Source organism: Bradyrhizobium sp. USDA3010 (assembly GCF_056429065.1).
In genome coordinates this window covers 153069-177994 of the sequence record NZ_JBWJZD010000001.1, presented here as the reverse complement: position 1 = coordinate 177994, position 24926 = coordinate 153069, and the positions used below count along the sequence as shown (strand labels likewise).

General features: G+C 63.4%; 20 protein-coding genes, 1 tRNA gene and 1 pseudogene. 7 read left to right on the top strand and 15 right to left on the bottom strand.

Translation table 11 applies throughout. From position 1 onward, the window contains the following. Positions 1–51: 51 nt before the first annotated feature. A complete protein-coding gene (locus AC066Y_RS00740) occupies positions 52–1305 on the bottom strand; it encodes a M20/M25/M40 family metallo-hydrolase (protein ID WP_478272231.1) in 1254 nt (417 codons plus the stop codon). A gap of 64 nt (positions 1306–1369) precedes the next feature. Beyond that, a complete protein-coding gene (locus tag AC066Y_RS00735) occupies positions 1370–2236 on the bottom strand; it encodes a sigma-70 family RNA polymerase sigma factor (RefSeq protein ID WP_478272230.1) in 867 nt (288 codons plus the stop codon). Positions 2237–2346: 110 nt separating this feature from the next. Between AC066Y_RS00735 and AC066Y_RS00730 the strand changes: the two genes are divergently transcribed. After that, positions 2347–2802 carry a carboxymuconolactone decarboxylase family protein gene (locus tag AC066Y_RS00730; protein WP_478272560.1) on the top strand — a complete coding sequence of 152 codons (456 nt, stop codon included), beginning with the start codon at positions 2347–2349 and terminating at the stop codon, positions 2800–2802. A 219-nt stretch (positions 2803–3021) separates the two neighbouring features. Here the strand turns inward: AC066Y_RS00730 and AC066Y_RS00725 are convergent, their stop codons facing one another. Continuing rightward, on the bottom strand, positions 3022–3831 hold the full coding sequence (locus AC066Y_RS00725; protein ID WP_478272229.1) for an alpha/beta fold hydrolase: 810 nt from the start codon (positions 3829–3831) through the stop codon (positions 3022–3024). Between the two features lie 153 nt (positions 3832–3984). On the opposite strand from AC066Y_RS00725, the gene AC066Y_RS00720 reads away from it, so the two are divergent. Beyond that, the gene (locus tag AC066Y_RS00720) at positions 3985–4527 is read left to right on the top strand and encodes a methylated-DNA--[protein]-cysteine S-methyltransferase (protein ID WP_478272228.1); all 543 of its coding nucleotides are present in this window, start codon (positions 3985–3987) and stop codon (positions 4525–4527) included. A 200-nt stretch (positions 4528–4727) separates the two neighbouring features. Here AC066Y_RS00720 and AC066Y_RS00715 read toward each other — a convergent pair whose 3' ends face one another. The 4 genes from AC066Y_RS00715 to AC066Y_RS00700 form a co-directional block, all read right to left on the bottom strand. Continuing rightward, positions 4728–5597 carry an MBL fold metallo-hydrolase gene (locus tag AC066Y_RS00715; protein WP_478272227.1) on the bottom strand — a complete coding sequence of 290 codons (870 nt, stop codon included), beginning with the start codon at positions 5595–5597 and terminating at the stop codon, positions 4728–4730. 226 nt (positions 5598–5823) lie between these two features. Next, positions 5824–6438 carry a glutathione S-transferase family protein gene (locus tag AC066Y_RS00710; RefSeq protein ID WP_478272226.1) on the bottom strand — a complete coding sequence of 205 codons (615 nt, stop codon included), beginning with the start codon at positions 6436–6438 and terminating at the stop codon, positions 5824–5826. 177 nt (positions 6439–6615) lie between these two features. Continuing rightward, positions 6616–7458: a fumarylacetoacetate hydrolase family protein gene (locus tag AC066Y_RS00705; RefSeq protein WP_223974108.1), complete on the bottom strand. Its 843-nt coding sequence runs from the start codon at positions 7456–7458 to the stop codon at positions 6616–6618. Positions 7459–7598: 140 nt separating this feature from the next. Then, positions 7599–8447, bottom strand: coding sequence for an MBL fold metallo-hydrolase (locus AC066Y_RS00700; RefSeq protein WP_478272225.1), 849 nt, complete (start codon positions 8445–8447; stop codon positions 7599–7601). A gap of 115 nt (positions 8448–8562) precedes the next feature. On the opposite strand from AC066Y_RS00700, the gene AC066Y_RS00695 reads away from it, so the two are divergent. Further along, a complete protein-coding gene (locus tag AC066Y_RS00695) occupies positions 8563–8976 on the top strand; it encodes a DUF3775 domain-containing protein (protein WP_478272224.1) in 414 nt (137 codons plus the stop codon). Between the two features lie 184 nt (positions 8977–9160). Here the strand turns inward: AC066Y_RS00695 and AC066Y_RS00690 are convergent, their stop codons facing one another. The 3 genes from AC066Y_RS00690 to AC066Y_RS00680 all read right to left on the bottom strand — a co-directional run bounded on the left by AC066Y_RS00690 (position 9161) and on the right by AC066Y_RS00680 (position 11966). Further along, positions 9161–10150, bottom strand: a complete 990-nt coding sequence (locus AC066Y_RS00690) for an NADPH:quinone reductase (protein ID WP_478272223.1) — start codon at positions 10148–10150, stop codon at positions 9161–9163. A 166-nt stretch (positions 10151–10316) separates the two neighbouring features. Beyond that, positions 10317–11099, bottom strand: coding sequence for an SDR family oxidoreductase (locus tag AC066Y_RS00685; RefSeq protein WP_478272222.1), 783 nt, complete (start codon positions 11097–11099; stop codon positions 10317–10319). Between the two features lie 351 nt (positions 11100–11450). Then, positions 11451–11966, bottom strand: a complete 516-nt coding sequence (locus AC066Y_RS00680) for a CvpA family protein (protein ID WP_478272221.1) — start codon at positions 11964–11966, stop codon at positions 11451–11453. A gap of 109 nt (positions 11967–12075) precedes the next feature. Between AC066Y_RS00680 and AC066Y_RS00675 the strand changes: the two genes are divergently transcribed. After that, positions 12076–12837 carry an SDR family NAD(P)-dependent oxidoreductase gene (locus tag AC066Y_RS00675; protein ID WP_478272220.1) on the top strand — a complete coding sequence of 254 codons (762 nt, stop codon included), beginning with the start codon at positions 12076–12078 and terminating at the stop codon, positions 12835–12837. A gap of 445 nt (positions 12838–13282) precedes the next feature. On the opposite strand, the gene AC066Y_RS00670 is transcribed toward AC066Y_RS00675, so the two are convergent. Further along, entirely contained in the window at positions 13283–14890 is a 1608-nt protein-coding gene (locus AC066Y_RS00670) for a GMC family oxidoreductase (protein WP_478272219.1), read from the bottom strand. Between the two features lie 44 nt (positions 14891–14934). Next, positions 14935–16368 (bottom strand): coniferyl aldehyde dehydrogenase, encoded by a 1434-nt coding sequence (locus AC066Y_RS00665; RefSeq protein ID WP_478272218.1) that lies wholly within the window; start codon positions 16366–16368, stop codon positions 14935–14937. A gap of 316 nt (positions 16369–16684) precedes the next feature. Here AC066Y_RS00665 and AC066Y_RS00660 point away from each other — a divergent pair. Continuing rightward, a tRNA-Met gene (locus tag AC066Y_RS00660) sits at positions 16685–16761 on the top strand. 441 nt (positions 16762–17202) lie between these two features. Here AC066Y_RS00660 and AC066Y_RS00655 read toward each other — a convergent pair. Then, on the bottom strand, positions 17203–17469 hold the full coding sequence (locus AC066Y_RS00655) for a hypothetical protein (protein ID WP_244549775.1): 267 nt from the start codon (positions 17467–17469) through the stop codon (positions 17203–17205). 92 nt (positions 17470–17561) lie between these two features. Between AC066Y_RS00655 and gmd the strand changes: the two are divergent. Then, positions 17562–18476: pseudogene (gene gmd, locus AC066Y_RS00650) on the top strand (GDP-mannose 4,6-dehydratase); the annotation flags it as partial. A gap of 87 nt (positions 18477–18563) precedes the next feature. Here the strand turns inward: gmd and AC066Y_RS00645 are convergent. Continuing rightward, positions 18564–19874: a WcaI family glycosyltransferase gene (locus AC066Y_RS00645; protein ID WP_478272217.1), complete on the bottom strand. Its 1311-nt coding sequence runs from the start codon at positions 19872–19874 to the stop codon at positions 18564–18566. A 66-nt stretch (positions 19875–19940) separates the two neighbouring features. After that, a complete protein-coding gene (locus tag AC066Y_RS00640) occupies positions 19941–20915 on the bottom strand; it encodes a GDP-L-fucose synthase family protein (protein WP_478272216.1) in 975 nt (324 codons plus the stop codon). 987 nt (positions 20916–21902) lie between these two features. Here AC066Y_RS00640 and AC066Y_RS00635 point away from each other — a divergent pair. Continuing rightward, the gene (locus tag AC066Y_RS00635; RefSeq protein WP_478272215.1) at positions 21903–24842 is read left to right on the top strand and encodes an Ig-like domain-containing protein; all 2940 of its coding nucleotides are present in this window, start codon (positions 21903–21905) and stop codon (positions 24840–24842) included. Positions 24843–24926: the final 84 nt, after the last annotated feature.

Genomic DNA, 24926 nt, shown 5'->3' with positions numbered 1-24926 from the left:
TAAGCGATTGAAATCAGGAAGATTTAGGCGGATATCGGACGCCGCCCCCAGCTACTTCGCCTTGCCCAACTCCATCAGGATCCGCGTCATCAGATAGAGTCGCGGCACGATCGAGTTGGTGTCGATGTATTCGTCGCGGGCGTGATAGCCCCAGCCGGCGAGGCCGAAGCTTTCGACCACGATGGCCTTGCCGCTGCGCGCAGCGTAGCCGGCATCGGTCGCGCCGCCGGTCATCTCCGCAATGTCCAGTGTGCGATCGAGCTCGGCATAGATCGCCTGTCCTTGCCGCGCGAGCGCGCGGCCGCGATCATCGGCGACGAAGGGCGGCCGGCCCGCGACCACTTTGACGGTCACCGCGGTGTCCGGGATCAGCCTGTCCTTCACCTTCTCGTCGAGCGCGGCCTGCAGCTTCTGCACACCGTCGGGAATGGTGAGGCGGATGTCGGCGCCGGCAGAGGCGTGATCGGGGATCTGGTTGCGCACGGTGCCGGCCTTCGCGGTGGTCCAGTTCAGCTGCGTGCCCGGGATGGCTTTCGCGACGTCCTGGGTCTGCAGCAACTGATGCGCGAGCTCGATCAGCGCGTTGCGGCCGAGCTGCGGCGCGGCGCCGGCATGCGAGGCCTTGCCCTTCACATCCATCGTGCCGGTCGCGGTGCCGCTCGCGCCGAGCAGAAGGCTTTCGTTCTTGGCCACCGGCGGCGCCACCGTCGGCTCGCAGGACAGCACCAGATCGTGCTGGTCGGCGAGCTCGGCGATGATCTCGCCGGAGCCGATCGAGCCGACCTCTTCATCCGGATTGAACGACACCGTGAGTTTTGCGTAGTCGCGCCAGCCCGCATCGTTCAGGATCTTGAGCGAATGCAGGACGACGGCGATGCCGCCCTTGTCGTCGGCAACGCCGGGTCCGTAAATCCTGTTGCCGTCGACCTTGTAGGGTTGGGTGTCGAGGATGCCGTGCTCATAGACGGTGTCCATATGCGCGATCAGCATCAGCTTCCTGCTGCCGGTGCCTTCGAAGGTGCCGATCACCATGTCGGCGCCGGCGCCCTTCGTGGTCTTGCGCCGCTCGGTCTTGGCGCCGAGCGCCTTCAGCCGCGCTTCGGTGTAGTCGGCCATCTTCTTCAGGCCCTCGACATCGCTGGAGCCCGATTCGATCAGCACCATGTCGTGCAGGCTTTCGATCACGGCAGGCTGGGCCTGCTCGGCGGCCGCGCGCAGCTTTTCATCCGCGGCGGCAAAGGCGGAGGAGGCGAGGGCGAGCGAAAGCACGCCGGCCGACGCAAGCAATTTGATGGATAGTTTCATGATTGTCCTCCCTGAACACCGCAGGGTGACACTAGCATCGCAGCCTGTCCGCCTCTAGCTGCGATCAACTCGGATCGAGCACTTCGACATCGAAGGTTTCGATCTGCGCGGGCTCGGCGGTCGCATCGATCGCCGCGATCCTGTCGCCTGAAATCGTGACCCGCAGCACGATGCGCAGCGCGCCGCCAAAGATGACGGCAACGCCAATCTCGCCGTCGACCAGCGCTGGCTTCGCCGCCTGCGCGCGTCCCTTGAAGCTTTCGGCGACAGCCGCGGCGCCGCGGATCACCGGCAGCGAGCCGAGCCGCTGCGCGGCCTGATCGGCGCGCACCACGACGTCGGGCGCGAGCACGGCAAGCAACCCCTCGAAGTCGCCGTTGCGGGACGCCGCGAGGAAAGCTTCGACAATGCCGCGCTGCCGGCTGAGATCGGCATTCGGCGCGGGCGGCGCGCCCTGCACGCGGCGTCTGGCGCGGCTCGCCAGTTGCCGCGCGGCGGCCGGCGTGCGTCCGACAATCGGCGCGATCTCCTCGAACGGCACCGCGAACATGTCGTGCAGTACGAAAGCCAGCCGCTCGGCCGGCGCCAGCGTCTCCAGCACCACGAGCAGCGCCGCGCCGACCGAGTCGGCCATCTCGGTCTCGCGCTCGGACGGATTGTCCGCGATCGGCTCCGGCACGTGCGGCCCGATCGGCTCCTCGCGGCGCGATTTGCGCGAGCGCAGCATGTCGAGGCAGATCCGCGCGATCACCGTGGTCAGCCAGCCCCCGAGATTGTCGACGGCAGCAGCGTCGGTCCGGCCGAGCCGCAGCCAGGCCTCCTGCACGGCGTCGTCGACCTCGGCGGTCGAGCCCAGCATGCGATAGGCCACCGCCCGCAAGCGCGGCCGGTTGGCCTCGAACTGTTCGGCCAGAAATTCTTCCTCGTCCATCGGTCACATTCCCTTTGTCCGCTCCGTCATGGCCATGACGAACGAAACCAGGCCGATGTGACAGCAGATCGGCCCGGCGGCGTCAAAAGGCAAATCAGGAGAGTGAGATGATGAAAGCCCGCATGAACCACCCGGTGATGGTTGTTCCCGATGCCATGAAGGCGCTGCAGGCGCTCAGCGAGAGCACCAAACAGGCTTTGCCGGAAAAGCTGCTCGAGCTGGTCCATCTGCGCGCCAGCCAGATCAATGGCTGCAGCGTCTGTGTCGATATGCACCCGAAGCTCGCACGGCGCGCGGGAGAGACCGACGAACGGCTGTTCGCGGTCGGCGCCTGGCGCGACACGCCATATTTCACCGAAGCGGAGCGCGCCGCGCTGGCGTTGACCGAGGCGGTGACCCGGCTCAGCGACCGCGAGGATCCGGTGACGGACGCGGTGTGGGACGAGGCCGCGAAGCATTTCGACGAGCAGCAGCTCGCGTCCCTGGTGCTGGGGATCGCGGCGATCAATGTCTGGAACCGACTCAACGTCGCCGTGCGGCAGCCGGTCGGTGCCTGGAAGGTGTGAGGGCCGTTCTCCCTCTCCCCGCTCTTGCGGGGAGAGGGTTGGGGTGAGGGGCTCTCTCCACGAGTGACGTGCGTGGACGGACCTGTACCCCCTCACCCGGATCGCATCTGCCGATGCGACATAGCCGAAGCTCCGCTTTGGCGTTCTTGAAGACGGCCGCCGCAGGCGGCCTATGCCTCTCCCCGCAAGCGGGGCGAGGTGAAGAGGTGTACCGCCGCCTCAGCCCGCCAAAAACTCCAGCACGATCTCGCAATAGCGTTGCGGGGCCTGTTCGAACATCGGATGCGTGGTGCCCGGGATCATCTCGGTGCGCGCGCCCTGCACATTGGCGGCGAGCGCGTGCAGCACCTTCGGCAGCACGCCCTTGGTGTTGGCGCCGCCGATGAACAGCGTCGGCGTCCTGATCGCCTCCGCGTCGGCTTTCGAGAACGGCGGACGCTGGTCGCGGGTCTGGCCGAGCAGGGTGGTCGCGTTGTCGCGCAGCAGCTGTTTGGAGGTCGCCGGAATCCGCTTCCAGGCGCCGGGGCCTTCGAGCGCGTCCATGAAGATCTGCAGGCCGCCGTCGATGTCGCCCTTGGCGATCTCAGCGGCACACGCCGCGAAGCGTGCTGCCAGCGGCGAGGGGCCCGGCTTGAAGTCGGGATCAAGGCTTTCGTCGAGCTCGCCGCCGGGCTCGGCGAGGATCAGCTTGCGCAGCAGGTCCGGCCGCCGCTGCGCGACACGGAAGCAGATATGGCCGCCGCGGGAATGCCCCATCAGGTCGACCGGCTTGGTGTCGAATGCCTCGATGAAGGCGATGACGTCGTCGACATGCTGCGCGATCGAATAGGTGTCGCCAACGCCGTCCCAATGCGCCGGGAAGAAATGCCGCAGGCTGACCGCGATCACGCGATGCCGCCGCGTCAGCGGGCCGAGCACCGCGGACCAGATCCGGAAATCGCACAGCGAGCCGTGCACGCAGACCAGCGGCGGGCCCTCTCCGATATCGAGATAGGGCATGTCGAAACCGTTGACGTGGAGGCTGTGCATTTGCGGCTCGCGCAGGGAGGAGATGTTGTTGATTTAGCCCAAGTTCCCACGGAATTCGGGTGGATAGCAACATTCTCCAAGCCTAGATTTCAGATCAGCAACAGGCTCGCATGCGTGAGCCCAAACGATATGAAGGAACATCTGGAGCAAGCCATGACCGGCCAGCATTTTGCAATCTTCGAAACCATGATCGGCGCCTGCGGCGTCGTCTGGGGCGAGCACGGCGTCACCGCCGTACAGCTGCCGATGGGCACCGAGGAGAAAACCCGCAAGCGTATCTTCCAGCGCAACGGCGACGTCACCGAGGCGGCGCCCCCGGCCGAGGTGCAGCACGCGATCAACGGCATGATCGAGCTGCTCGCCGGCAAGCCGAACGACCTCGCCGACATCGTGCTCGATCTCGACGGCGTGCCGGAGTTCAACCGCGGCGTCTACGACATCGCGCGGAAGATTCCGCCGGGCAAGACCGTGACCTATGGCGATATCGCCAAGCAGCTCGGCGGCGTCGAGCTGTCGCGCGACGTCGGCCAGGCATTGGGCCGTAACCCGTGCCCGATCGTGGTACCCTGTCACCGAGTGCTGGCGGCCGGTAACAAGCCGGGCGGCTTCTCGGCCAATGGCGGCGTGGTGACCAAGCTGAAGATGCTGCAGATCGAAGGCGCGGTGGTGAACCACACGCCGAGCCTGTTTGATTGAGGCGGCGCGCGGTCTTCTTATCCTCCCCTGGAGGGGGAGGATCGGTTCGCATGAAATGCGAACCGAGGTGGGGTGAAGATCTCTCGTATCGGGCGCTGCCCGCGTTGAGAGAACACCCCACCCCGTCTCACATCTCGCTGCGCTCGCTGTGAGCCGACCCTCCCCCTCCAGGGGAGGGTGAAGCGAGCAAGCTGCCTCAGCTACACCGTCTCACACACAAACCCGTTGCCCTTCCGCCTGATCTTGCCGACCGTCGGCGAGGGGAAGTGCGCCGGGCAGCACAGCGTATCGGTGTCGCAATAGCGCTCGAGGAAGCTGCGCCGCGTCTTCGCGGCCAGTGCCGGGTCGACGTCGAACTTCGGCGACAACTCCGGATAGAGCGTCTGGATCGGCGAGTGCATCAAATCGCCGGCGAACACCGCATCATCCTTGCCGCGGCCGAAGGTGAAGGCGACATGGCCCGGCGTGTGGCCGGGCGTCGGCAGCACGCGCATATGATCGCCGATCGCAAAATCATTGCCGACGAGGTCGGCCCGCTTGGCTTCGACCACCGGCAGCACGCTGTCGACGAAGGGCGGGACCGCTGCCTTGGCGTTGGTCTCGGTCCAGTAGTCGAACTCGCTCTTGTCGAACACGTAGCGCGCGTTCGGGAAGGTCGGCACCCAGCGGCCGTTCTCGAGCCGCGTGTTCCAGCCGACATGGTCGACATGCAGATGCGTGCACATCACGTAGTCGATGTCGCCGACCGAAAAGCCCGCCGCCGCGAGGCCGCGCAGATAGTTATCGTCGGTCTTCATGTTCCAGCTCGGCCGCCCCGGCCGCGGCTTGTCGTTGCCGATGCAGCTGTCGATCAGGATGGTGTGGTGCGGCGTCTTCACGATGTAGGACTGGAACGCCAGGATCAGCGTGTCGCTGTCATCGAGCGCGCCGGCCGCTTTCATCCAGGCGCGGTTCTCCGCGAGCAGCTCCGGTGTCAGTCCGGGCAGCATGTCATGCGCGGGCAGGAACAGTCCTTCCTCCTCGACAATGCGATGAATGGTGAGATCGCCGGCGGTAAATTTCAGGCTCATGGTGATTCCTTGGATGAGGTCAGTGCGCGTCGCGCACGGCGGGAATGTTGATGTTGGCGAGGATATCCATCGCCGCAAGGCCTTGCTCCGGCGGGCTGTACCGGGCTGCCGTCATCATCATCACAAAGTCGAGATCGGAGATGGTCAGCGCGAGCGCCAGGCTCGCGCTGAAAATCGAGAGCGGGGACGCATTCGCGCATCGTCATTCTCCCCGCGCTTTGCTTTGCTACGCCGGCGGCGGCGCCGAGATCTGCACCGACGGCCGCTCCAGCATTCTCTGGTAGAACGCGTCGAGCTTGGGATAGGCCTTGCGCCAGCCGCAGTCGGCGAAGCGGAAATCGGCGTAGCCGAGCACGCAGACGAGGCCGATCTGCGCGATGTCGAACGACGAGCCATCGAGAACATCCGGCCGGTTCTCGAACCGCGCCATGCCGGCCCAGGCCCTGTTCCAGTGATCGTCATACCAGGCTTGCCACAGCGAGCCCTGCGGCCGCACCATCTTCTCGTAGCGGCACAGCAGCATGGAATCGAGCATGCCGTTGAGCAGCGAATGGTCGGTCTTTAGCTTCCAGCGCCGCGGACCGTAGCCCGGGATCAGCCGGCCGCCGCCGATCTCGTTGAGATATTCCACGATGACGTAGGAATCCAGAATGACGTCGCCATGGTCGAGGATCAGCACCGGCAGCTTCTTCAGCGGCGAGATCCTGGAATATTCGTCGTTGGCCGTGCCCGGCGCGACGCTGGCCGGCACCAGCTCGATCTTGTCGATCAGGCCAAGCTCGATCGCCGCGATGCGCAGCTTGCGTGCGAACGGGGAGGCGGGAGAGAAGGTGAGTTTCATGGTGATGACCTCTTTCCGGGTACACCGCCGTCATCCTGAGGAGCGCGCCATCGGCGCGCGTCTCGAAGGATGGGCAACGACCAATACTATCTCGTCACCCATCCGCTGAGATGACGGTGTGCTGGGCTCATCCTTCGAGACGCCGCTTCGCGGCTCCTCAGGATGACGGACCGGCAATTACGCCGCGACGATTTCCTGGCGCTGCTCGCCGAGGCCTTCGATGCCGAGCGTCACGACGTCGCCGACATTGAGGAAGGTCGGCGGCTTCATACCGAGACCGACGCCTGGCGGAGTGCCCGTCGTGATGATATCGCCGGGCAGCAGCGTCATGAACTGCGAGACGTAGGAGATGCATTTCGCCATCGTGAAGATCATGGTCTTGGTCGAGCCGGTCTGGCGGCGCTGACCGTTGACGTCGAGCCACATCGACAGGTTCTGCACGTCCGCGATTTCGTCCTTGGTGGCGAGCCAGGGGCCGACCGGACCGAAGGTGTCGTGCGACTTGCCCTTGGTCCACTGTCCGAGCCGCTCGGTCTGGAAGTTGCGCTCGGAGACGTCGTTGCAGACGCAATAGCCGGCGACGTGGTTGAGCGCGTCGGCTTCCGAGACGTATTTGGCGCGGGTGCCGATGATCGCGGCGATCTCGACTTCCCAGTCCAGCTTGGTCGAACCGCGCGGCTTCTCGACGGCATCGTTGGGGCCGGACAGCGAGGTATTCGCCTTCATGAAGATGATCGGTTCGGTCGGGATCTGAGCGCCGGTTTCCTTGGCGTGGTCGGAATAATTCAGGCCGATCGCGACGAATTTGGAGATGCCGGTGACAGGGGCGCCGAAGCGCGGCTTGCCGGAGACGGCGGGCAGGGAGGCGGGATCGAGCGCGGAAAGCTTCTTCAGCGAGTCCGGCGTGTAGGCTTCGCCGGTCAGGTCCTTCAGATGGGCCGAGAGGTCGCGGAGCTGGCCGGATTTATCGATCAGGCCGGGCTTTTCCGCACCCTTTTCGCCATAACGAACAAGCTTCATGTTGATCACTCCCTACGATGTCTTGAGGATTGTTACTGCTATACCTCGACACGCTTCATGGAACAGCGCGCCGGGAAATTCAACCGCCATGAGCGCGCTGCATTGCAGCCAAGCCTTAATTCAAGGTCAGTTCGGGCCGGTTAGCCCAGCGCGACGAACCTGAACGCGTCGCCGTCGCGCTTGATGTGGCCGGCGTTGAAATGCCCGCCGATCACCAGCGTCGGCGTGTCGGCAAAGCGCGAGAACAATTCGCGCCGCGTCGCGGCCGATTGCTTCTGGTCGGAGTCCGCGGTCGACGACCAGTCGAGGTGATACATCTGGCAGGGATGATGGGCGACGTCGCCGGTCAGCAGTCCTTCCGCGCCGCCGGACTTGATGTGGATGCTCATATGGCCGGGGCTGTGTCCCGGCGTCGGGATTAGCGTGATCTCCTCGGTGAGGCGATGATCGCTCGGCACCAGCTCGGCCTTGCCGGCATTCGCGATCGGCTTCACCGAGTCGGCGAACACGGCAGCATGCGCGGCATCGTCGCTGTGGTCGCGCCAGTGCTCGAATTCGGTCCTGCCGAACACGTAGCGCGCATTGGCGAAGGTCGGCACCCATTTGCCGCCGGAGAGTTTCGTGTTCCAGCCGACGTGGTCGACATGCAGATGCGTGCACAGCACGATGTCGATGCTGTCAGGTGCAAATCCGGCCGCGGTGAGCTTCTCCAGGAACGGATCGTTGCGGTTGTTCCAGGTCGGCACGTTGCGGCCCTGCTTGTCGTTGCCGAGACCGGTGTCGACGATGATGCGGTGCTCCGGCGTCTCGACCAGCAGCGAGTGGATCGACATTTTCAGCCGGCCATCCTCATTGGCGAAATGCGGGATCAGCCAGGGCAGGCTCTGGATCTCTTCCCGGCCGGCCAGCGGCAGGATGAAGCGTGTGCTGCCGACGGTCTCGAGCTCGACGACCTTTGTGATTTTGACCTTGCCGATCGTCCATTGCATGCGGCGTGCCCTCTCTTTCTTTTGTGCCCGGACCATGCGGGTTTCCGCGCGCCGGCGCAATGGATCAAGTCGGCGCCTCCGGCGTTACCGCTTCGTCGGACGAAGGAGTGCGCAAATGCCGGAACTCACAATCTCCCCTGAAAAAGTTGGTTTCTTGATCGAGAAGGCGCGGGAATTCGACGTCAAGGAGGGGATCGTCGATCCGGACTCCGGCTCGAACGGGGCCGACGATGAGATGATCGACGTGCTGGAGGACGACGGTAACGATCCGGTGGCGCGCGAGATCACGGGCTTCATCGATGCGCTGAGCGAGGACGAGCAGGTCGACCTCATCGCGCTGATGCGGCTCGGCCGCGGCGACGGCACGATCGAGGAATGGGCCGATCTCCGCCGCGAGGCCGCGCGCGGGCGCAGCGGCCGCACCGCGAGCTATCTCTTGGGTGAACCGATGCTCGGCGATCTCCTTGCCGAAGGGCTCGACGAGTTCGGCATACCGCCGAGCGACGAGCGCATCACGCCGATCCAGTAGGAAGCAGAAGTGTGTTGTTCTTACCTCGCCCCGCTTGCGGGGAGAGGTCGGATCGCATCGACAGATGCGATCCGGGTGAGGGGGAGCTTCCGCAGTCCCTGCCGTCACCTTCTTCGCGGTGACAGCCCCCCACTTCCCCCTCTCCCCGTAAGAACGGGGAGAGGGGGAAGTGGAGCAACGCGAGTTACCGCGCGCAGTCGACGATCACGGTGCCGATCTTGTCGCCCTTCTCGACGGCGAGATGGGCCTCGGCGGTCTCCGCCAGCGCGAATTGGCCGGCGACGTTGTGCACGCGGGTGCCCGACTGCAGCCATTTGGTGATGTCGGCCTGCGCTGCGGCAAGCAGCGGCGGCGGCAGCGCAAACAACACCAGCGAGCGCACCGTGATGCATTTTTCCATCAATTCGCGCATTGGCAGCACAGGCGTGCGGTTGCCGTTGGTGGCGTAGACCGCGATCGTCGAGTTCAACGCCATGATCTTCAGCGTGGTCGCGAGGTTGCCGCCGAAATCGACGTCGATCACGCGGTCGACGCCGCGGTTCTCGGTGAAGGCCATCACCTTGGAGACGACGTCCTCGGTCCGGTAGTTGACGACCGTGTCGGCGCCGGCAAGCCGCGCTTCCACGTCCTTCACTTGCGAGCTCACGGTCGCGATCACGCGCGCGCCGCCCCATTTGGCCAGTTGCACGGCGTAGTGACCGACAGCACCGGCGCCGCCGGTGACCAGCACCGTTTGCCCGGAGATCGGACCGTCGGCGAACAGCGCGCACCACGCGGTCATGCAGGGGATGCCGAGCGTCGCTCCGGCCGCGAACGACACCTCCTGCGGCAGCGGCGTCACCAGGTAATCAGCAAGCGTAATGTACTCGGCCGCGGTGCCGAAGGCGCGGCCGTTGCGCTGGCCGTTGAACAGCCAGACGCGGTCGCCGACGGCAAAACGCGTCACGCCTTCACCGACCTGGTCGATGATCCCCGCGCCGTCGCTGTTCGGGATCACGCGCGGAAATTCCATCGCGCGATAGTTGCCGCTGCGGCGGCCGACATCGGCCGGATTGACGCCGGAGGCCTCGAGCCGAACCCTGACTTCGCCAGGGCCGGCGTCAGGCGTCGGCATCTCGCCGACGGTGAGCACCGTCGGCGCCGCGCCGGTCCGTTCGTACCAAACCGCTCTCATCTAGCGCCCCTTTCCGAAGTTCGTGAACTCGTCCAGCGACCTCTTGCGCGAACTTCGGAAAGCAAGAGGGCGCTAGAAGACTCATGAATCTCTAATGCCGCTTGACCGATTTGAAGCTCCCAATCGGCCTCGCCGCATATAGTGCAGGAGCTTCAAATCGGCGGCACTAGAGCGTACCCGGGAAGGCGCCGCCGTCGAGCAGCAGGTTCTGCCCGGTGATGAAGCCGGCCTTGGCGCCGCACAGGAAGGCGCAGGCGTAGCCGAATTCGTCGGGATGGCCGAAGCGGCCGGCGGGGTTCAGCTTGGCGCGCTCGGCCAGCACCTGCTCGGCCGAGATGCCGCGCTTTTCGGCCTCGGGCTTCGCAGTGCCGCGCAAACGGTCGGTCTCGAACGGGCCCGGCAGCAGGCCGTTGATGGTGACGTTGTTGATCACGGTCTTGCGCGACAGGCCGGCGACGAAGCCGGTCAGGCCGGCGCGGGCGCCGTTGGACAGGCCGAGGATCTCGATCGGCGCCTTCACCGCCGCCGAGGTGATGTTGACGATGCGGCCGAACTTGCGCGCCATCATGCCGTCGACGGTCGCCTTGATCAGTTCGATCGGCGTCAGCATGTTGGCGTCGATCGCCTTGATCCAGTCGTCACGGGTCCAGTTGCGGAAATCGCCGGGCGGCGGGCCGCCGGCATTGTTGATCAGGATGTCCGGATCAGGGCAGGCCTTGAGCACGGCTTCGCGTCCGGCCGCCGTCGTGATGTCGCCGACGATCTCGGTGACGGTGATGTCGGGATGGCCTTTACGGATCTCGTCGGCGGTCTGCTTCAGCGCCTCGGCGCCGCGCGCCGTCAGCGTGACGTGCACCCCCTCATTGGCGAGCGCGATCGCGCAGGCGCGGCCCAGTCCCTTGCTCGATGCGCAGACGATAGCGCGGCGGCCTTTGATTCCAAGATCCACGAGTTCACTCCCTGTGATGTCGGGTTGGTTTGTAAAGCTTCGATGGCGCCAGTCTAGCCAAGCCCGGCGGCGCCGGTAAGGGACGTGCAATGCATAAGTGCATGCCGGGTCGGAACAGGCGGGGGAATGCGCTCGGGTAAAGCAGGATGAGTTTTGGTTGAATCGGCTTGGCGCGGTCTCGGTTCACCTCTCCCCGCCGGGGAGAGGTCGGATTGCGAAGCAATCCGGGTGAGGGCTCTCGTTCTCTCGATAGATCGTAACCCCTCACCCGATTTGCTGCGCAAATCGACCTCTCCCAAGGTAGAGGTGAACCTTCGACGCCGTTCCAGCTGAACCCAATCTCATCACGCTTTAGATGCGCTGCTCGCGCCGCAGCCGCTCGATCGCCATGGTGGCTTCGGGCGGCAACGACCGGAATCCGGCCTGTCCGGCCGCGGAGAACAGCGGCCGCAATTGCGATCCGTTGAGGAATTGCGGCTGCCTCGCCAGCGGCACCAGCTGATCGAACACCAGCACCAGCGTGGTCACGACAAGGCCGACCCTGATCGCGCCGAGCAGCGCGCCGCCGAGGCGGTCGCCGATCCCGATCTCCGAGCCGATGGTGTCGTCGAGCATCGTCCGCGCCATCTTTCCGAGGATGACACCGATCAGAAGGAAGAGGCCGAACAGCAGCACCCCGTTGGGCGGGAACGGCGAGGACGGCAGCGTCGCGATGTGGGGTCCGATCATCGCCATTGCCGCGACTGCGAGCGGCATCGCGACGAGATAGGCAAGGATAGTGACCGCGCTGCGCAGCAGGCCGGTCGTGAAGCCGGTGACGACCGCGAACAACAACCCGAGCGTCACGACGATGTCGAAGAGGTTCATGGATAAGGATTCCTGCCCCAATCTCCTGCGGTCCCCTGGTTGATCAAACCTGCTTACATCAGGGACAATTGTCGCTATCACTCGTCCGCTTCAATCCGGGAACCTGCCGATGTCCGACCTATTCGATGTCAGTAAAGAAATCATCCTCATCACCGGCGCCTCGCAGGGGCTCGGGCGGCAATTCGCCCGCGTGCTGGCGGCGCATGGCGCTGCGGTGGTGCTGGCAGCGCGCCAGACCGCGAAGCTGAAGAGCCTCGCGGAGGAGATCAAGGCCAAGGGTGGCCGCGCAGCCGCGGTGCAGATGGACGTTGCGGATGTTTCCGGCATTGCGAAAGCACTCGACGCCGCGGAGGCCGCACTCGGTCCGGTCTCGGTGTTGATCAACAACGCCGGCATCGCGATCGAGAAGCTCGCGACCGAGCAGACCGAGGCCGATTGGGACGCCGTGATCAATGCCAATCTGAAGGGCGCCTATTTCCTCGCGACCGAGCTTTCGCGGCGCATGATCCTGCGCAAGCAGCCCGGCAACATCATCAATGTCGCGTCCGTGCTCGGGCAGGGCGTGCTCAAGGCGGTCTCGCCCTATGCGATCTCCAAGGCCGGCATGATCCAGGGCACCAAGGCGATGGCGCTGGAACTCGCCGGCAACAACATCCGCGTCAACGCGCTGGCACCGGGATACATCGACACCGAGATGAACCATGATTTCTGGTCGACGCCGGCAGGCGAGCGGCTCGCAAAACGGATTCCGCAACGCCGCGTCGGTGCCGAATCCGATCTCGACGGCGCGATCATGCTGCTCGCCTCCAGCGCCTCGCGCTACATGACCGGCACGGTGGTGACGGTCGACGGCGGGTTTTTGCTGAACTAGCTTTGCCGCCCGGATGAAGCGCAGCGAAAAGCCGCGAAACGAGATCTCGTCCCGAGAGGATGTGAGGCTATGTCCTCGTCCACCGCTGTCATCGCCCGGCTTGACCGGGCGATCCAGTACGCTACGGCCCCTCGGCTCAAGCACCGCGGTCTCTGGAATACTGGATCACCCGCGTGCGCGGGTGATGACACCGAGCAAGTTGGGCGGGCGTCTGCACGATTTCGGAATAATGGAAGAATACCGCTGATTTGCCCGACGAGTCAAGCTGCCGTGTCGAACGCCGGCAGTCGCCGGCGCCTTTGCATGGGGTTGTTTTCGATATTCTGGCAGTGCGCCCCTGCGACGGCAGTCTCGTAGGGTGGGCGAAGGCGCTCTCGCGCCGTGCCCACCATCAAGAGCCGCAGACGAAGAGGCACGCTTTGCTTTGCCGACCCCGCGCATTTGGTTACCCCGCCCGCATCTCCGCCTTGATCATGTCGGCGGCCTTCTCGCCGATCATGATGGTCGGCGCATTGGTGTTGCCGCCGATCAGGGTCGGCATGATCGAGGCATCGACCACGCGCAAGGCCTCGAGCCCGTGCACGCGCAATTTCGGATCGACCACCGCAAGCGGATCGCTGGTGCCCATCCTGCAGGTGCCGACCGGGTGATAGACGGTGTCGGAGCGCGCCCGCAGGATGCTGCGGATGTCGTCGTCGGTGCGGACATCTGATGTGAACATGTCCTTCTGCTGCAGGGCGCGCAGCGCCGGCGTGTCGAGCAGCCGCTTGGTCATCTTGAAGCCTGCGACCATGGTCTCGACGTCGCTGTCCTCGCCGAAGAAATTCGGATCGATCGCTGGGGCTGCGAGCGGATCGGCGCTGTTCAGCCACACGCTGCCGCGGCTGGCCGGGCGCAGCAGGCAGACATGGCAGGAGAAGCCGGTGCCCCAGCGCGGCTTGCGGCCGTGGTCTTCCACCATGGCCATGCAGAAATGCAGCTGGATGTCGGGGACGTCGAGCTCAGGTCGCGTCTTCAGGAAGCCGCCGCATTCGGCGACGTTCGAGGTCATCGGGCCGCGCCGCTCGCGCCGGTATTGTCCGATACCCTTGATGATCCGCCCGATGCCGTTCCACGACAGTCCCGAGAAATAAGGTGCGTCGGAGGCGAAGCCGAACACGAAATCGGGGTGATCCTGCAGGTTCTGTCCGACACCCGGCAGATCATGCACGCTGGCGATCCCGTGCTTGCCGAGCGCCGCGGCCTCGCCGACGCCCGACAGCATCAGCAATTGCGGCGACTGGAACGCGCCGGCCGAGAGGATCACCTCGCGCCGCGCGCGCAGCACCTTCTTCTCCTTGCCCTGCAGGTATTCGACGCCGACGGCACGCTTGCCCTCGAAGATGATGCGGGTCGCCTGCGCCCGCGTCTCGATCCGCAGGTTAGGCCGGCGGCCCATGTGGGGATGGATGTAGCCGCGCGCCGCGCTCCAGCGCTCCCCATTCCTCTGGGTCACCTGGTAGGTGCCTAAACCTTCCTGTTCGGCGCCGTTGAAATCGTCGCGGATCCGGAACTGCGCCTCGCGCGCGCCCTGCAGGAACGTCTCCTTGACCGGATTGTCGGACTGCAGGCCGGTGACGTTGAGCGGCCCGCCCTTGCCGTGATATTCGCCGTCGAGCTCGGTGTTGTTCTCCGAACGCTTGAAATAGGGCAGCACGTCGGCGTAGCTCCAGCCGGTGTTGCCGAGCGAAGCCCAGTGGTCGTAGTCGGCGCGATGACCGCGGATATAGACCATGGCATTGATGGCGCTCGAGCCGCCGAGCCCCTTGCCGCGCGGCTGATAGCCGATGCGGCCGTTCAGGCCCTTCTGCGGCACCGTGTCGAAGGCCCAGTTGTTGAGCTTGCTCGAGAGCATGAGAATGATGGCGCCGGGCGTGGTCACCACCCAATTGTCGTTCTTGCCGCCGGCATCGAGCACCGCCACCGAGGTCGCCGGATCCTCCGACAGCCGCCCCGCCACCGCGCAGCCGCCGGAGCCGGCGCCCACCACCACGAAATCGAATGTGTCAGTCACGTATGTTTCCCCTGCTTGTTATTTCCGTCATTCCCCGGTGACGATTACGACAACAGCCGCATCAGCTTCTCCAGCCGCGCGATCTTCGCGCCATAGGGCGGATAGAGATCGGCGAGCCGGTTGAAGCGCGAGCGGTAGAACACCGGCTTCAGCTTCGTCAGCGTCTTGAATCCCCATTCGCCGTGATAGGCGCCGGTGCCGGACGCGCCGACGCCGCCCATCGGCTGATAGGCCTGCGCGAAATGGAACAGGCAATCGTTGACGGTGACGCCGCCCGACACCGTGCGCGCCAGCACCGCGTCGCGGGCGGCATTGTCGGTGCCGAACCAGTACAGCGCCAGCGGGCGGTCGCGCCGGTTGATGAAGGCGATCGCCTCGGTGGCGTCGCGGGTGCCCATGACCGGCAGCAGCGGTCCGAAAATCTCCTCCTGCATCACGGTCATCTCGGGCGTCGCATCGACGATCACGGTCGGCGGGAATTTGCGCCTCGCCTTCCACTCGGGATCGTTCGGCGCGGCCGGCTGCATGATGGTCGCGCCCTTCGCGGCGGCGTCGGCGACGAGGCCCTCGAGTCGGGCATAGTGCCGGTCCGAGACGATCGAGGTGTAGTCGGGATTTTTCGGATCGGTGCCGAACATGTGCTGCATGTGGCCCTGCAGCCGCATCGCGAACGGCTGCACCGAGGCTTGCGGCACCAGCACGTAATCGGGCGCGATGCAGGTCTGGCCGGCATTGAGCAGCTTGCCATAGGCGATGCGCTGCGCGGCTTCGTCGAGGTCGGCGGAGCCGTCGACGATCGCCGGCGATTTGCCGCCGAGCTCGAGCGTCACCGGTGTCAGGTTGCGGCCGGCGGCTTCCGCGACCAGCCGGCCAACGCGGGTCGAGCCGGTGAAGATCAGATGATCGAACGGCAAGGCAGCGAAGGCCCTGGCGATCTCGTCGTCGATATCGGTGACCGCGAGCTCGGTGGTGTCGAACTTCTTCTCGATCACCTCGGCCAGCAGCTCGGCGAAGCGCGGCACCAGCTCGCTCGGCTTGATGATGGCGCGATTGCCGGCGGCAATCGCGGCGACCGTGGGCGCCAAGGTCAGCTGCAGCGGATAATTCCAGGGCGCGATGATCCCGACCACCCCGAGCGGCTGCGGGATCAGCCGGTTCCTGGCCGGTGCGAACTGCAGCGTGGTCGGAATCCTCTCGGGGGCCATCCAGCCCTTGAGGTGCTTGGCCGCATGCTTGATCTCGCCGAGCACCAGCATGGTTTCGGCGATCGCGGTCTCGACGGTGGAGCGGTGGCCGAAATCGGCCGAGATCGCCGCCTCGAATCGCGCCTCGTTCTCGGTCAGCGCGGCGCGCAGGCGGCGCAGCCGGTCGAGCCGCGCCTGCAATGTCGGCGCCGGCTCGCTGCGCGACAGCTCGAACTGGCGATGAAAGGCGTCCTCAAGCGCATGCAGCCCCGGGCTCTTCAATGGCCGGTCCATGGCGTTTCCCCTCGAATGACGTGTCCTTGACGGATTTTGTTGGCGCCAAGCTCCGCTTTTGCGCGCGATCTGGCAAGAGCCCGGTTCCCGGCGGTAAATTTGCCAGGAAAACCACCGATTTCGGCGTCACAAAATCCTCAAAAACCCGCATCCGGGGCTTTCCAAATCGTACTCACGTTGATACATACCCCTCGCACCCGACGGCTTCGGCCCGGGTCGCCTTCTCAGGAAGCCCTCCGGACGGATCGATCGGCGCCATCTGATGCGTTGGCCGACCGGCTCGGGCACTCTTTCTGCAAGGCACGCAACGGTTTAACGCGGGGTGGAGCAGCCCGGTAGCTCGTCAGGCTCATAACCTGAAGGTCATAGGTTCAAATCCTATCCCCGCAACCAAGTTCGACACGGAAACCCAGCAATCTGAATCGATTGCTGGGTTTTTGTTTTTCGGGTCGAACGTCGCCGCAACGCAATCAACGACTCGATTTCGTGGGTTCGAAACACCCGCAACCTCCTGCGGTCGGCATCACGACACCGGGCGCGAACAGCGGAGGCCGACTTGCCTTGGCCATCTCGTCTGGCTTGATTGGGGATACCATCGATCTCGCCGATCAATCGGATGATCGACGCCGTGAACTCGCAGGATCGGCTCGACGATGTCGGCGCGTGGATGGCCCTGACAGTCGTGTGAGCCGAACGAGGGGAGGTCGCTGCGGCGGGGGATGTTCAGTATGGTGCGCCATTGACGAGGTGCCTCGGTGAACCACCAAGCGTGCAGGCGATGCGCATCCGGATTTCAATCGCGCTTCCCTCGATGCGTTGTCGACACAAGCCCGATCATTTTTTGTCCTTGTCGGCGGTGTCGTCCACATTGCCTCCATTGTCGACGCATTTCTTGAAATAGTCGCGTTCGGCCTGTCCGTTGCCTTTGGCGCTGCCCGCCGCCGGATTGCCGGGCTGACGTGGTGGAAAGTTCTTCGCAACGAGCGCATTGCATTTCCTCGCGACCTCAACCGTGACGGCTGATGTCTCGGTTGGCAAAAGCAGGGGAGCCACCAGCGAGAATGCAAGAGCGGCTCGCTTGAACTTCTGTTCGGCGCGCATGGTTACCCTCCCTTGTGTGCTGCCGTCATCGCTGACGCGGCGTGATCCTATCGCGGGGTACAAAACAGGCAATGCTCGATCGCGCAACCCGTTCACGCCGGGGTGGTGATTTGACCGACTCTTCCAGTCTGATCAGGATCGTCGGCCAAGTACAGCCGGACGAGATCTACAATCTCGCCGCCCAAAGTCACGTGGCCGTTTCGTTCGAGGAGCCGGAATATACCGCGAATTCGGGCGCTCTTGGCACGCTGCGAATCCTCGAGGCGATTCGGATCGTGGGGCCCGAGAAGAAGTCCAAATTCTACCAGGCCTCGACGTCAGAACTGTACGGCCTGGTGCAGAAAGTCCCGCAGAAGGAGACCACTCCATTCTATCCGCGGTCGCCTTACGCCGTTGCGAAGCTCTACGCCTACTGGATCACGGTGAACTATCGTGAGGCGTACGGAATGTATGCCTGCAACGGAATTCTGTTCAATCATGAGTCTCCCGTGCGGGGCGAGACCTTTGTCACCCGAAAGATCACACGAGCCTTGGCCCGCATCCACCTCGGCCTTCAGGAACGCCTTTATCTGGGCAATCTTGACGCGCTCCGCGACTGGGGGCATGCGCGTGACTACGTCGAAATGCAATGGCTGATGCTGCAGCAGAATACGCCGGAGGACTTCGTCATCGCGACCGGTGTGCAGCACTCGGTTCGCCACTTCGTCGAGGTTGCCGCGGGCGAAGTGGGGATGCGGATCCGCTGGGAAGGAACGGGCGTCGATGAAAAGGGCTATGATGCCGCCACAGGCAAGTGCATCGTGTCCGTCGACCCACGCTATTTCCGTCCGACGGAGGTCGCGACCCTCTTGGGCGATCCCTCCAAGGCGAAGGAGAAGCTTGGCTGGTGGCCCAAGACCTCGTTCGAAAGCCTCGTGCGTGAGATGGTGCAGGAGGATCTCGCGTCAGTGAAGCGAGATGAACCGATCGAGCAACACGGCTTCAGGTATTATCCGCGTCACGAGTGACGGCAGCCCAGAACGCCGTCTAGCGCTCGTAGAGGCGGAGGCCCCGAACGCTTTCCGTCGACCCCACGCAGGGGCGTCCCAATGCCATCAAGGCAGACGGATGGCGTCCTTCACCGAGATCGCGTCGGGCGGGCCAGCGGTGATCGCCGCATGCGTTTCGGACGGGGCCGGTGCGTTTCGCATCGCGCTCATCTCGAGCGCCCAGCGACCGACGATGGCCCGACGATCCCAACGCTCGAGTGAGCGCTTTCGTCCTTCGGCTCCGAACGCCGCGCAGAGCGCCGGATTCTGGGCAAGCGTGCAGATCGCATCGGCGAGGGCCCGGGTGTCGCCGGGCGAAACCACCATCCCGGCACCCTTGACCTCCTCGGCCAACCCCGTTCCTTCGGTCGCCATCGCGATCACCGGACGGGCGGAGCCAAACACGGCCCCAAGCTTGGATGGCAAGACCAGATCAGCCGCCTCTGCCTTCTGCGGAATGAGATGCACGTCCGCCGTCGCCATCAACTCGTTGAAGCTTTCGTTCGGTTGCAGTCCGAGAAAATGAACATTGGAGCGGCCGGCCGCCATTTTGAGCAACCTCGGCTTGTCAGGCCCCTCTCCCGCGAGGATGAAATGAATTTCGGGATGACTGTGTTGTAGCAGGGAGGCGGCTTCGATCACGAGATCGAGCCCCTGCTTGTTCGACATCGTGCCCGAATAGAGTCCGACGATATCGCTTTCGCCAATGCCGAATTCACGCCGATACCTGGTCTGCCTCGACCGAGGAAAGATGGCGCTCGTGTCGATCCAGTTTCGGATCTCGAGGGTCCGCTCCGCAGGAACGCCCTTGGCCAGCAGCCGGTCGACCATCTGCGGTGAAATCGACGATACCCGGTCGAACGACCGGAGAATGCGAGATTCGGCCCCGAGCATTATCTTGCGAAGCGCACCGTTTCGAAGCAATCCGAGATCAAAGGCGGCATCAACCTCGAAATCCTGCACATGGAGCCAGGACTTCACACCGATCCGCCGCGCGACGAATGAAACGAGCGCGGACGACATCAAGGAGGGAGCGGTGGACAGCATGACGTCTGGCCGCCATTCGAGCGCCTTCGTCAGCATCGGCAGCGCGGTCGTCAACGCGAACGAGGCATGGTGCAGCAGCCTCTTCGCACCCGTCGGCTTCCGCGGCACGTATATCGGGGCGCGCGTGATCTCGACACCATTGACGTTCCGAGCCCTGAAATAATGACTGTCGAAGCCGACCGGGATTCGCCAGGCGGGATAATAGGGCGGTGCAGTGATCACTCGGACCTCGTGCCCCTCGGCCACAAGGCTGTCACAGAGCTCCGTGTTGTATTTCGCGACGCCGATCAGATCGGGCGCATAGTTGATTCCGACCAACAGAATACGCATCAAGTACAATCCAACTTCAAAAACTGGAATCGAAAATTCACGTCTCGAAAAAAAGCGTTGATCTCGTCAGTCGTCGGAATTGCCTTCTAAATGACGACCGTAGCCTTTCAGAAAATCCTCATATGCCCCCGCCAGTCCGATCGGTAGCGGGGTAGTCGAACGCCAGCCCAGTCGGCGAATCCGCGAACTGTCGAGGAGCTTGCGGGGCGTGCCGTCCGGCTTGGACGTATCAAAAACCAACCTGCCCGCATAGCCCACGACCTTCGCTACCATGGCGGCAAAATCGGCGATAGAGACTTCGTCACCACTGCCGACGTTGACGGGCAGATCGTTCGAGTAGTTCTTCAAGAGGAAGACACACGCATCGGCGAAGTCGTCGACGTGGAGAAACTCACGAAGCGGATTGCCCGTGCCCCAGACGGATACGGTCGGGGTCCCTGCCAGCTTGGCCTCGTGGAAGCGTCGTATCAGCGCCGCCGGCACGTGGCTGTGCGCTGGATGATAATTGTCACCGCGGCCATAGAGGTTGGTCGGCATTACCGATATGAAATCGTCACCATGTTGCAGCCGGTGTGCCTGACAGATCTTGAGGCCGGCAATCTTGGCGATTGCGTACCATTCGTTGGTCGGCTCGAGCGGCCCTGTCAGCAATTCGCTTTCGGCGATCGGCTGCTTGGCGTGCTTGGGGTATATGCAGGACGAGCCGAGAAACAGCAGGCGCCCAACGCCGATTGCATGGCTTGCGCGGATCACGTTGAGTTCGACTGCGAGATTGTCGCAGAGAAAATCGACAGGGAAATTACTGTTGGCGGCAATGCCGCCGACCTTGGCGGCGGCATGGATCACGACGTCCGGACGGTTTGCCTCGAGCCATCGCAATGTCGGTTGCTCCTTCGCAAGGTCGAGTTCTCCGCGATCGGCATAAAGGAGGGTGCACTTCTCCGACGCGAGGCGGCGCATGATGGCCGAACCTACCATTCCGCGATGGCCGGCTACGAAGACCCGCCTTCCAGTCAGATCGTAGGAGAATCCCCCTGACATAAATTAACCCTTGCGTACTGAAATCCGAATGCTTCACGGCCGCCGCCAGGGCCTTTCAATGTTTGTGGTCTCCGGTGTTCGAAGCCGAGCCGGGCAACCGTTCCAATACTCCGTACCAATACGGCGGCCGGTTGTAACCGAACGAGTATATTAATGATGAAGATGCGAAGGGATCCTCAGGCGGGACAACGCAATGACGGCCTATTCTCCCAAATGCGGCCAATCTCCCAAATGCGGCCAAGTACGCGACAGTAAGAGCAGCACAACCTGTCTCAAAGATGGTGGATGAAGGTTCGAGAATACCAACAGCTCAAATTCAGCCGGCCCAAGGCCGCAATGCCGAGGATGCCGGTCCGACCAAATATGCAATAATTCTCCGCCCAAGTTAAGGTCCATTACGTCTCCCTCTTCAAGGGAAGTGCCGTTCCAACACCCGAAAATTTACGGGCAGAGCCACGAGGCTACGCGCTGTCGGGCGACCACGGAATCTTACGGGGTCGGAAAAGTCTCTTCCGCGTGCTCGGTAAAGTGCAGGAAATTCTCGTTCGAGCCACGCGGCGCACCGACTATCACATTCCTGAGTTTCCCCTGACGGGGTGGTACGACACGCATGCGGCGAGAGAGTAAGTCAGGACAGGTCCGGACTCGCGTGACCACTGGATCATCTCAACCCGAGAGATGAGAATCCGTCGACATCCAGCGTTCGCGTCGATTCGTGGATGAGCCGCTCGATCTGCGATTGAGATGTCTGCAACTGCGGACCCCGCTATCGAACGTGGAGAGGCAACTGCCCTGCTCGTGATGTTCGCGAAGAATTAACCTTGCTGAATTGCACCTGCCGGCGTCGGTCAAGAACCATCGGTGCCAATCCGTATAATTTTAGCGGTACTCGCAGGCGCAGCTTAATTACCAGAACAACTCGTATCCGGCCATTAAAGTCAGGAGAACCGGCGATGCCATAGCAATTTCCCAGCTGAGGAGAGCGCTATGTCGATCGATCCGAAAAATCTCGCTGGAACGGCCACACTCACGTTTTCAGACGATTTCAACTCGCTCAGCCTGTGGAATGGCACGAGCGGCACCTGGGATTCGACCTATTGGTGGGCGGCCGCCAACGGAATCAACATTAGTGGCAACCAGGAGGTCAACTGGTACATCAACAGCAATTATGCGCCCACGAGTTCGGTGACGCCATGGACCGTGAACAACGGCATCCTCGATCTTCATGCGGGCCCCGCAGCTGCCGCGATCCAGCCCTACATCGACAATGCCCAGTACACGTCGGGCATGATCACAACCTATCACTCCTTCTCGCAGCTCTACGGCTACTTCGAGATGAGGGCAGAGCTGCCGGCCGGCCAGGGGCTCTGGCCCGCATTCTGGCTGCTGCCTGCGAATAACGCACTATTCGGGACCGTGCCCGCTCAAGAGCTGGACATCATGGAGACGCTCGGCAACAACCCGACCATCGACTACATGACATCGCACAGTTCTGCGACCGGCAGCATGGAGCTCCAGCAGAGCGGAGTCTACCTCCCAACGATGACGTCTGGATTCCATACCTACGGCATGGATTGGGAGGCCGATACGATTACCTGGTACGTCGACGGAGTGAGGACCTTCCAGATTGCCACTCCAGACGACATGCACACGCCGATGTATATGATCGCCGACCTGGCGCTGTACGGGCCGGCCATCACCGACCCCAGTTCCCCGGTGGGTGGCGACATGCTCATCGACTACATCCGCGCCTACTCCGCCAAGCCGCCCGTCGTTCAAATCAACTCGTTCTCGCCCGACAGCAACATCACCGGCGACGGCATCACCAACGCGAAGCAGATTACGCTGACGGGTTCGGCTGCTGTCGGCACGACAGTCCAGATATTCGACGGCTCGACCAAACTTGGCACGGCGGTGACAGACAGCACCGGAAAATGGTCGTTCGTCACGGCAAATCTGACCGACGGGGTTCATCCTTTCACAGCGAAGACGGCGGATCAGAGCGGTAACGTCACGTCGTCGACCGCACTCACGGTGACGGTCGACACGACCGCGCCCGCGACCCCGAGCATTGCTTCATTCACGCCAGACAGCGGAACAATCGGCGACGGCATCACCAACCAGAACCACGTCACGCTGAACGGCACCGCAGAGGCCAGCAGCACGGTCCAGATCTTCGACGGAACGACGCAGATCGGCACGGTGGTTGCCGACAAGACCGGCAGCTGGTCTTTCGCGACAGCAACATTGAGCGACGGCAACCACGCGTTCACGGCCAAGGCGATGGACGTTGCCGGCAACGTGAGCTCTGCCTCTACTTCGCTTACCGTGACGATCGACACGACCGCTCCTGCCCAGCCTGTCGTTGCGTCGTTTGCGCTGGCTCAATCCGCCATTGCCGGTACTGCCGAAGCCGGTGCGACTATCGCACTCTACGACGGCACCACCCTGATCGGCTCCGGAAAGGCCAAGAGCGATGGCACCTGGAGCATCAACGTCGGATCGCTTTCCTCAGGCTCCCACTCGTTCTCGGTGACTGCGACCGACGCAGCCGCCAATACGAGTGTGCAATCCAATGTTCTCCAGACCAAGGTCATCGAAAGCGCGGGAAGCACGACCCTGGAGCAGGTCGGAACCAGCCTCCACTTTGTCACAGGCAGCACCGACGTCGTATTCAAACTGGCGGGTGCCGCGCTGAGCACGGATCAGTTCCCTAGCTACAATTTCATCGGCGCCGAGAAGACAGCGACCGGCTACGACGTCGCCTGGAAGGATGCCGGCACTGGCCTTTATTCGGTCGTGGCCGCCGATGCGAACGGCAACTTCCTGTCGACCATCGCCGGCTCGGTCTCCGGCCCAAGCGATGCGCTTAGATCGCTGGAGTCGACGATGCATCAGGATCTGAACGGCGACGGCACGATCGGCCTGCCCGTCAAGATCATCGAGACGGCGGGCAGCACGATCCTGGAGCAGGTCGGAAACGGCCTCCACTTTGTCACAGGCAGCACCGATGTCGTGTTCAAACTGGCGGGCGCCGCGGTCAGCACGGATCAATTCCCCAGCTACAATTTCATCGGTGCCGAGAAGACGGCGATCGGCTACGACGTCGCCTGGAAGGATACCGGCACCGGCCTGTATACGGTCGCGGCCACCGATGCGAACGGCAACTTCCTGTCGACCATCGCCGGTTCGGTCTCCGGCTCAAACACGTCGCTGCTCTCGCTGGAGTCGACGATGCATCAGGATCTCAACGGTGACGGTACGATCGGCACGAAGGCCGGCACCGTCGCGACCAGCGTTAGCCTGCAGCTTACGATCGATGCTGGAGGCAGCCTCGAGCTCGCCGGCGCCGCGACGGGCGCGATCACATTCGGCAAAAACACGGGCATGCTGATCCTGGATCAGTCCAGCAAGTTCACCGGAAATATCCTGGGTCTTTCGGGCAATGGCGACCCGACCGCCTCGGATATCCTCGACCTGAGGGATATCGCGTACGGGGCCGGCACCCGGGTTTCGTACATCGGAAATACCTCGGGCGGCGTGCTGACGGTCACCGACGCGCAAAACCACACTGCGCATCTGAATCTGACGGGCGACTACACGCGAATGACATTCGCCCTGTCCAGTGACGGACACGGCGGCACATTCGTCATCGACCCCCCCGCGACGAACGTTGCTCCGCTGACACTGTCGATGCCGAATCAAGCCGCCACGGTGAGCCAGGTCGGCGACGGATTTGTTTTTCATCCGTCCGCGGCCGCCGTCAGCGCAAGCACGTATGATGGCCACGCCCCGCTGCCGTTCAACGAGGCGCAGCTTGATTGGTACACGAACTCCATTGCGCAGGATGTGCATCTCGACATTCAGGCCCTCGCGGATGCTATGGGCTACACCCACACCCACGACAGCTTCATGCTGCATGTGTAGAGGGAGCAGACGCGCGTCTTCCTGAGGGGAAGGGGGCGGAGACAGTGAAGCCTGCCGGCCCCGTCGTGACGGAATTCGCGACCG

Bases quoted from the DNA above. Each gene is read 5' to 3' on its own strand.
- AC066Y_RS00680 (WP_478272221.1), bottom strand. From the start codon at position 11,966: ATGAACCTCTTCGACATCGTCGTGACGCTCGGGTTGTTGTTCGCGGTC.
- AC066Y_RS00725 (WP_478272229.1), bottom strand. From the start codon at position 3,831: ATGCACAGCCTCCACGTCAACGGTTTCGACATGCCCTATCTCGATATC.
- AC066Y_RS00740 (WP_478272231.1), bottom strand. From the start codon at position 1,305: ATGAAACTATCCATCAAATTGCTTGCGTCGGCCGGCGTGCTTTCGCTC.
- AC066Y_RS00640 (WP_478272216.1), bottom strand. From the start codon at position 20,915: ATGTCAGGGGGATTCTCCTACGATCTGACTGGAAGGCGGGTCTTCGTA.
- AC066Y_RS00665 (WP_478272218.1), bottom strand. From the start codon at position 16,368: ATGGACCGGCCATTGAAGAGCCCGGGGCTGCATGCGCTTGAGGACGCC.
- AC066Y_RS00710 (WP_478272226.1), bottom strand. From the start codon at position 6,438: ATGAAACTCACCTTCTCTCCCGCCTCCCCGTTCGCACGCAAGCTGCGC.
- AC066Y_RS00700 (WP_478272225.1), bottom strand. From the start codon at position 8,447: ATGCAATGGACGATCGGCAAGGTCAAAATCACAAAGGTCGTCGAGCTC.
- AC066Y_RS00675 (WP_478272220.1), top strand. From the start codon at position 12,076: ATGTCCGACCTATTCGATGTCAGTAAAGAAATCATCCTCATCACCGGC.
- AC066Y_RS00705 (WP_223974108.1), bottom strand. From the start codon at position 7,458: ATGAAGCTTGTTCGTTATGGCGAAAAGGGTGCGGAAAAGCCCGGCCTG.
- AC066Y_RS00715 (WP_478272227.1), bottom strand. From the start codon at position 5,597: ATGAGCCTGAAATTTACCGCCGGCGATCTCACCATTCATCGCATTGTC.
- AC066Y_RS00690 (WP_478272223.1), bottom strand. From the start codon at position 10,150: ATGAGAGCGGTTTGGTACGAACGGACCGGCGCGGCGCCGACGGTGCTC.
- AC066Y_RS00730 (WP_478272560.1), top strand. From the start codon at position 2,347: ATGAAAGCCCGCATGAACCACCCGGTGATGGTTGTTCCCGATGCCATG.
- AC066Y_RS00645 (WP_478272217.1), bottom strand. From the start codon at position 19,874: ATGCGTATTCTGTTGGTCGGAATCAACTATGCGCCCGATCTGATCGGC.
- AC066Y_RS00635 (WP_478272215.1), top strand. From the start codon at position 21,903: ATGTCGATCGATCCGAAAAATCTCGCTGGAACGGCCACACTCACGTTT.
- AC066Y_RS00655 (WP_244549775.1), bottom strand. From the start codon at position 17,469: ATGCGCGCCGAACAGAAGTTCAAGCGAGCCGCTCTTGCATTCTCGCTG.
- AC066Y_RS00720 (WP_478272228.1), top strand. From the start codon at position 3,985: ATGACCGGCCAGCATTTTGCAATCTTCGAAACCATGATCGGCGCCTGC.
- AC066Y_RS00695 (WP_478272224.1), top strand. From the start codon at position 8,563: ATGCCGGAACTCACAATCTCCCCTGAAAAAGTTGGTTTCTTGATCGAG.
- AC066Y_RS00735 (WP_478272230.1), bottom strand. From the start codon at position 2,236: ATGGACGAGGAAGAATTTCTGGCCGAACAGTTCGAGGCCAACCGGCCG.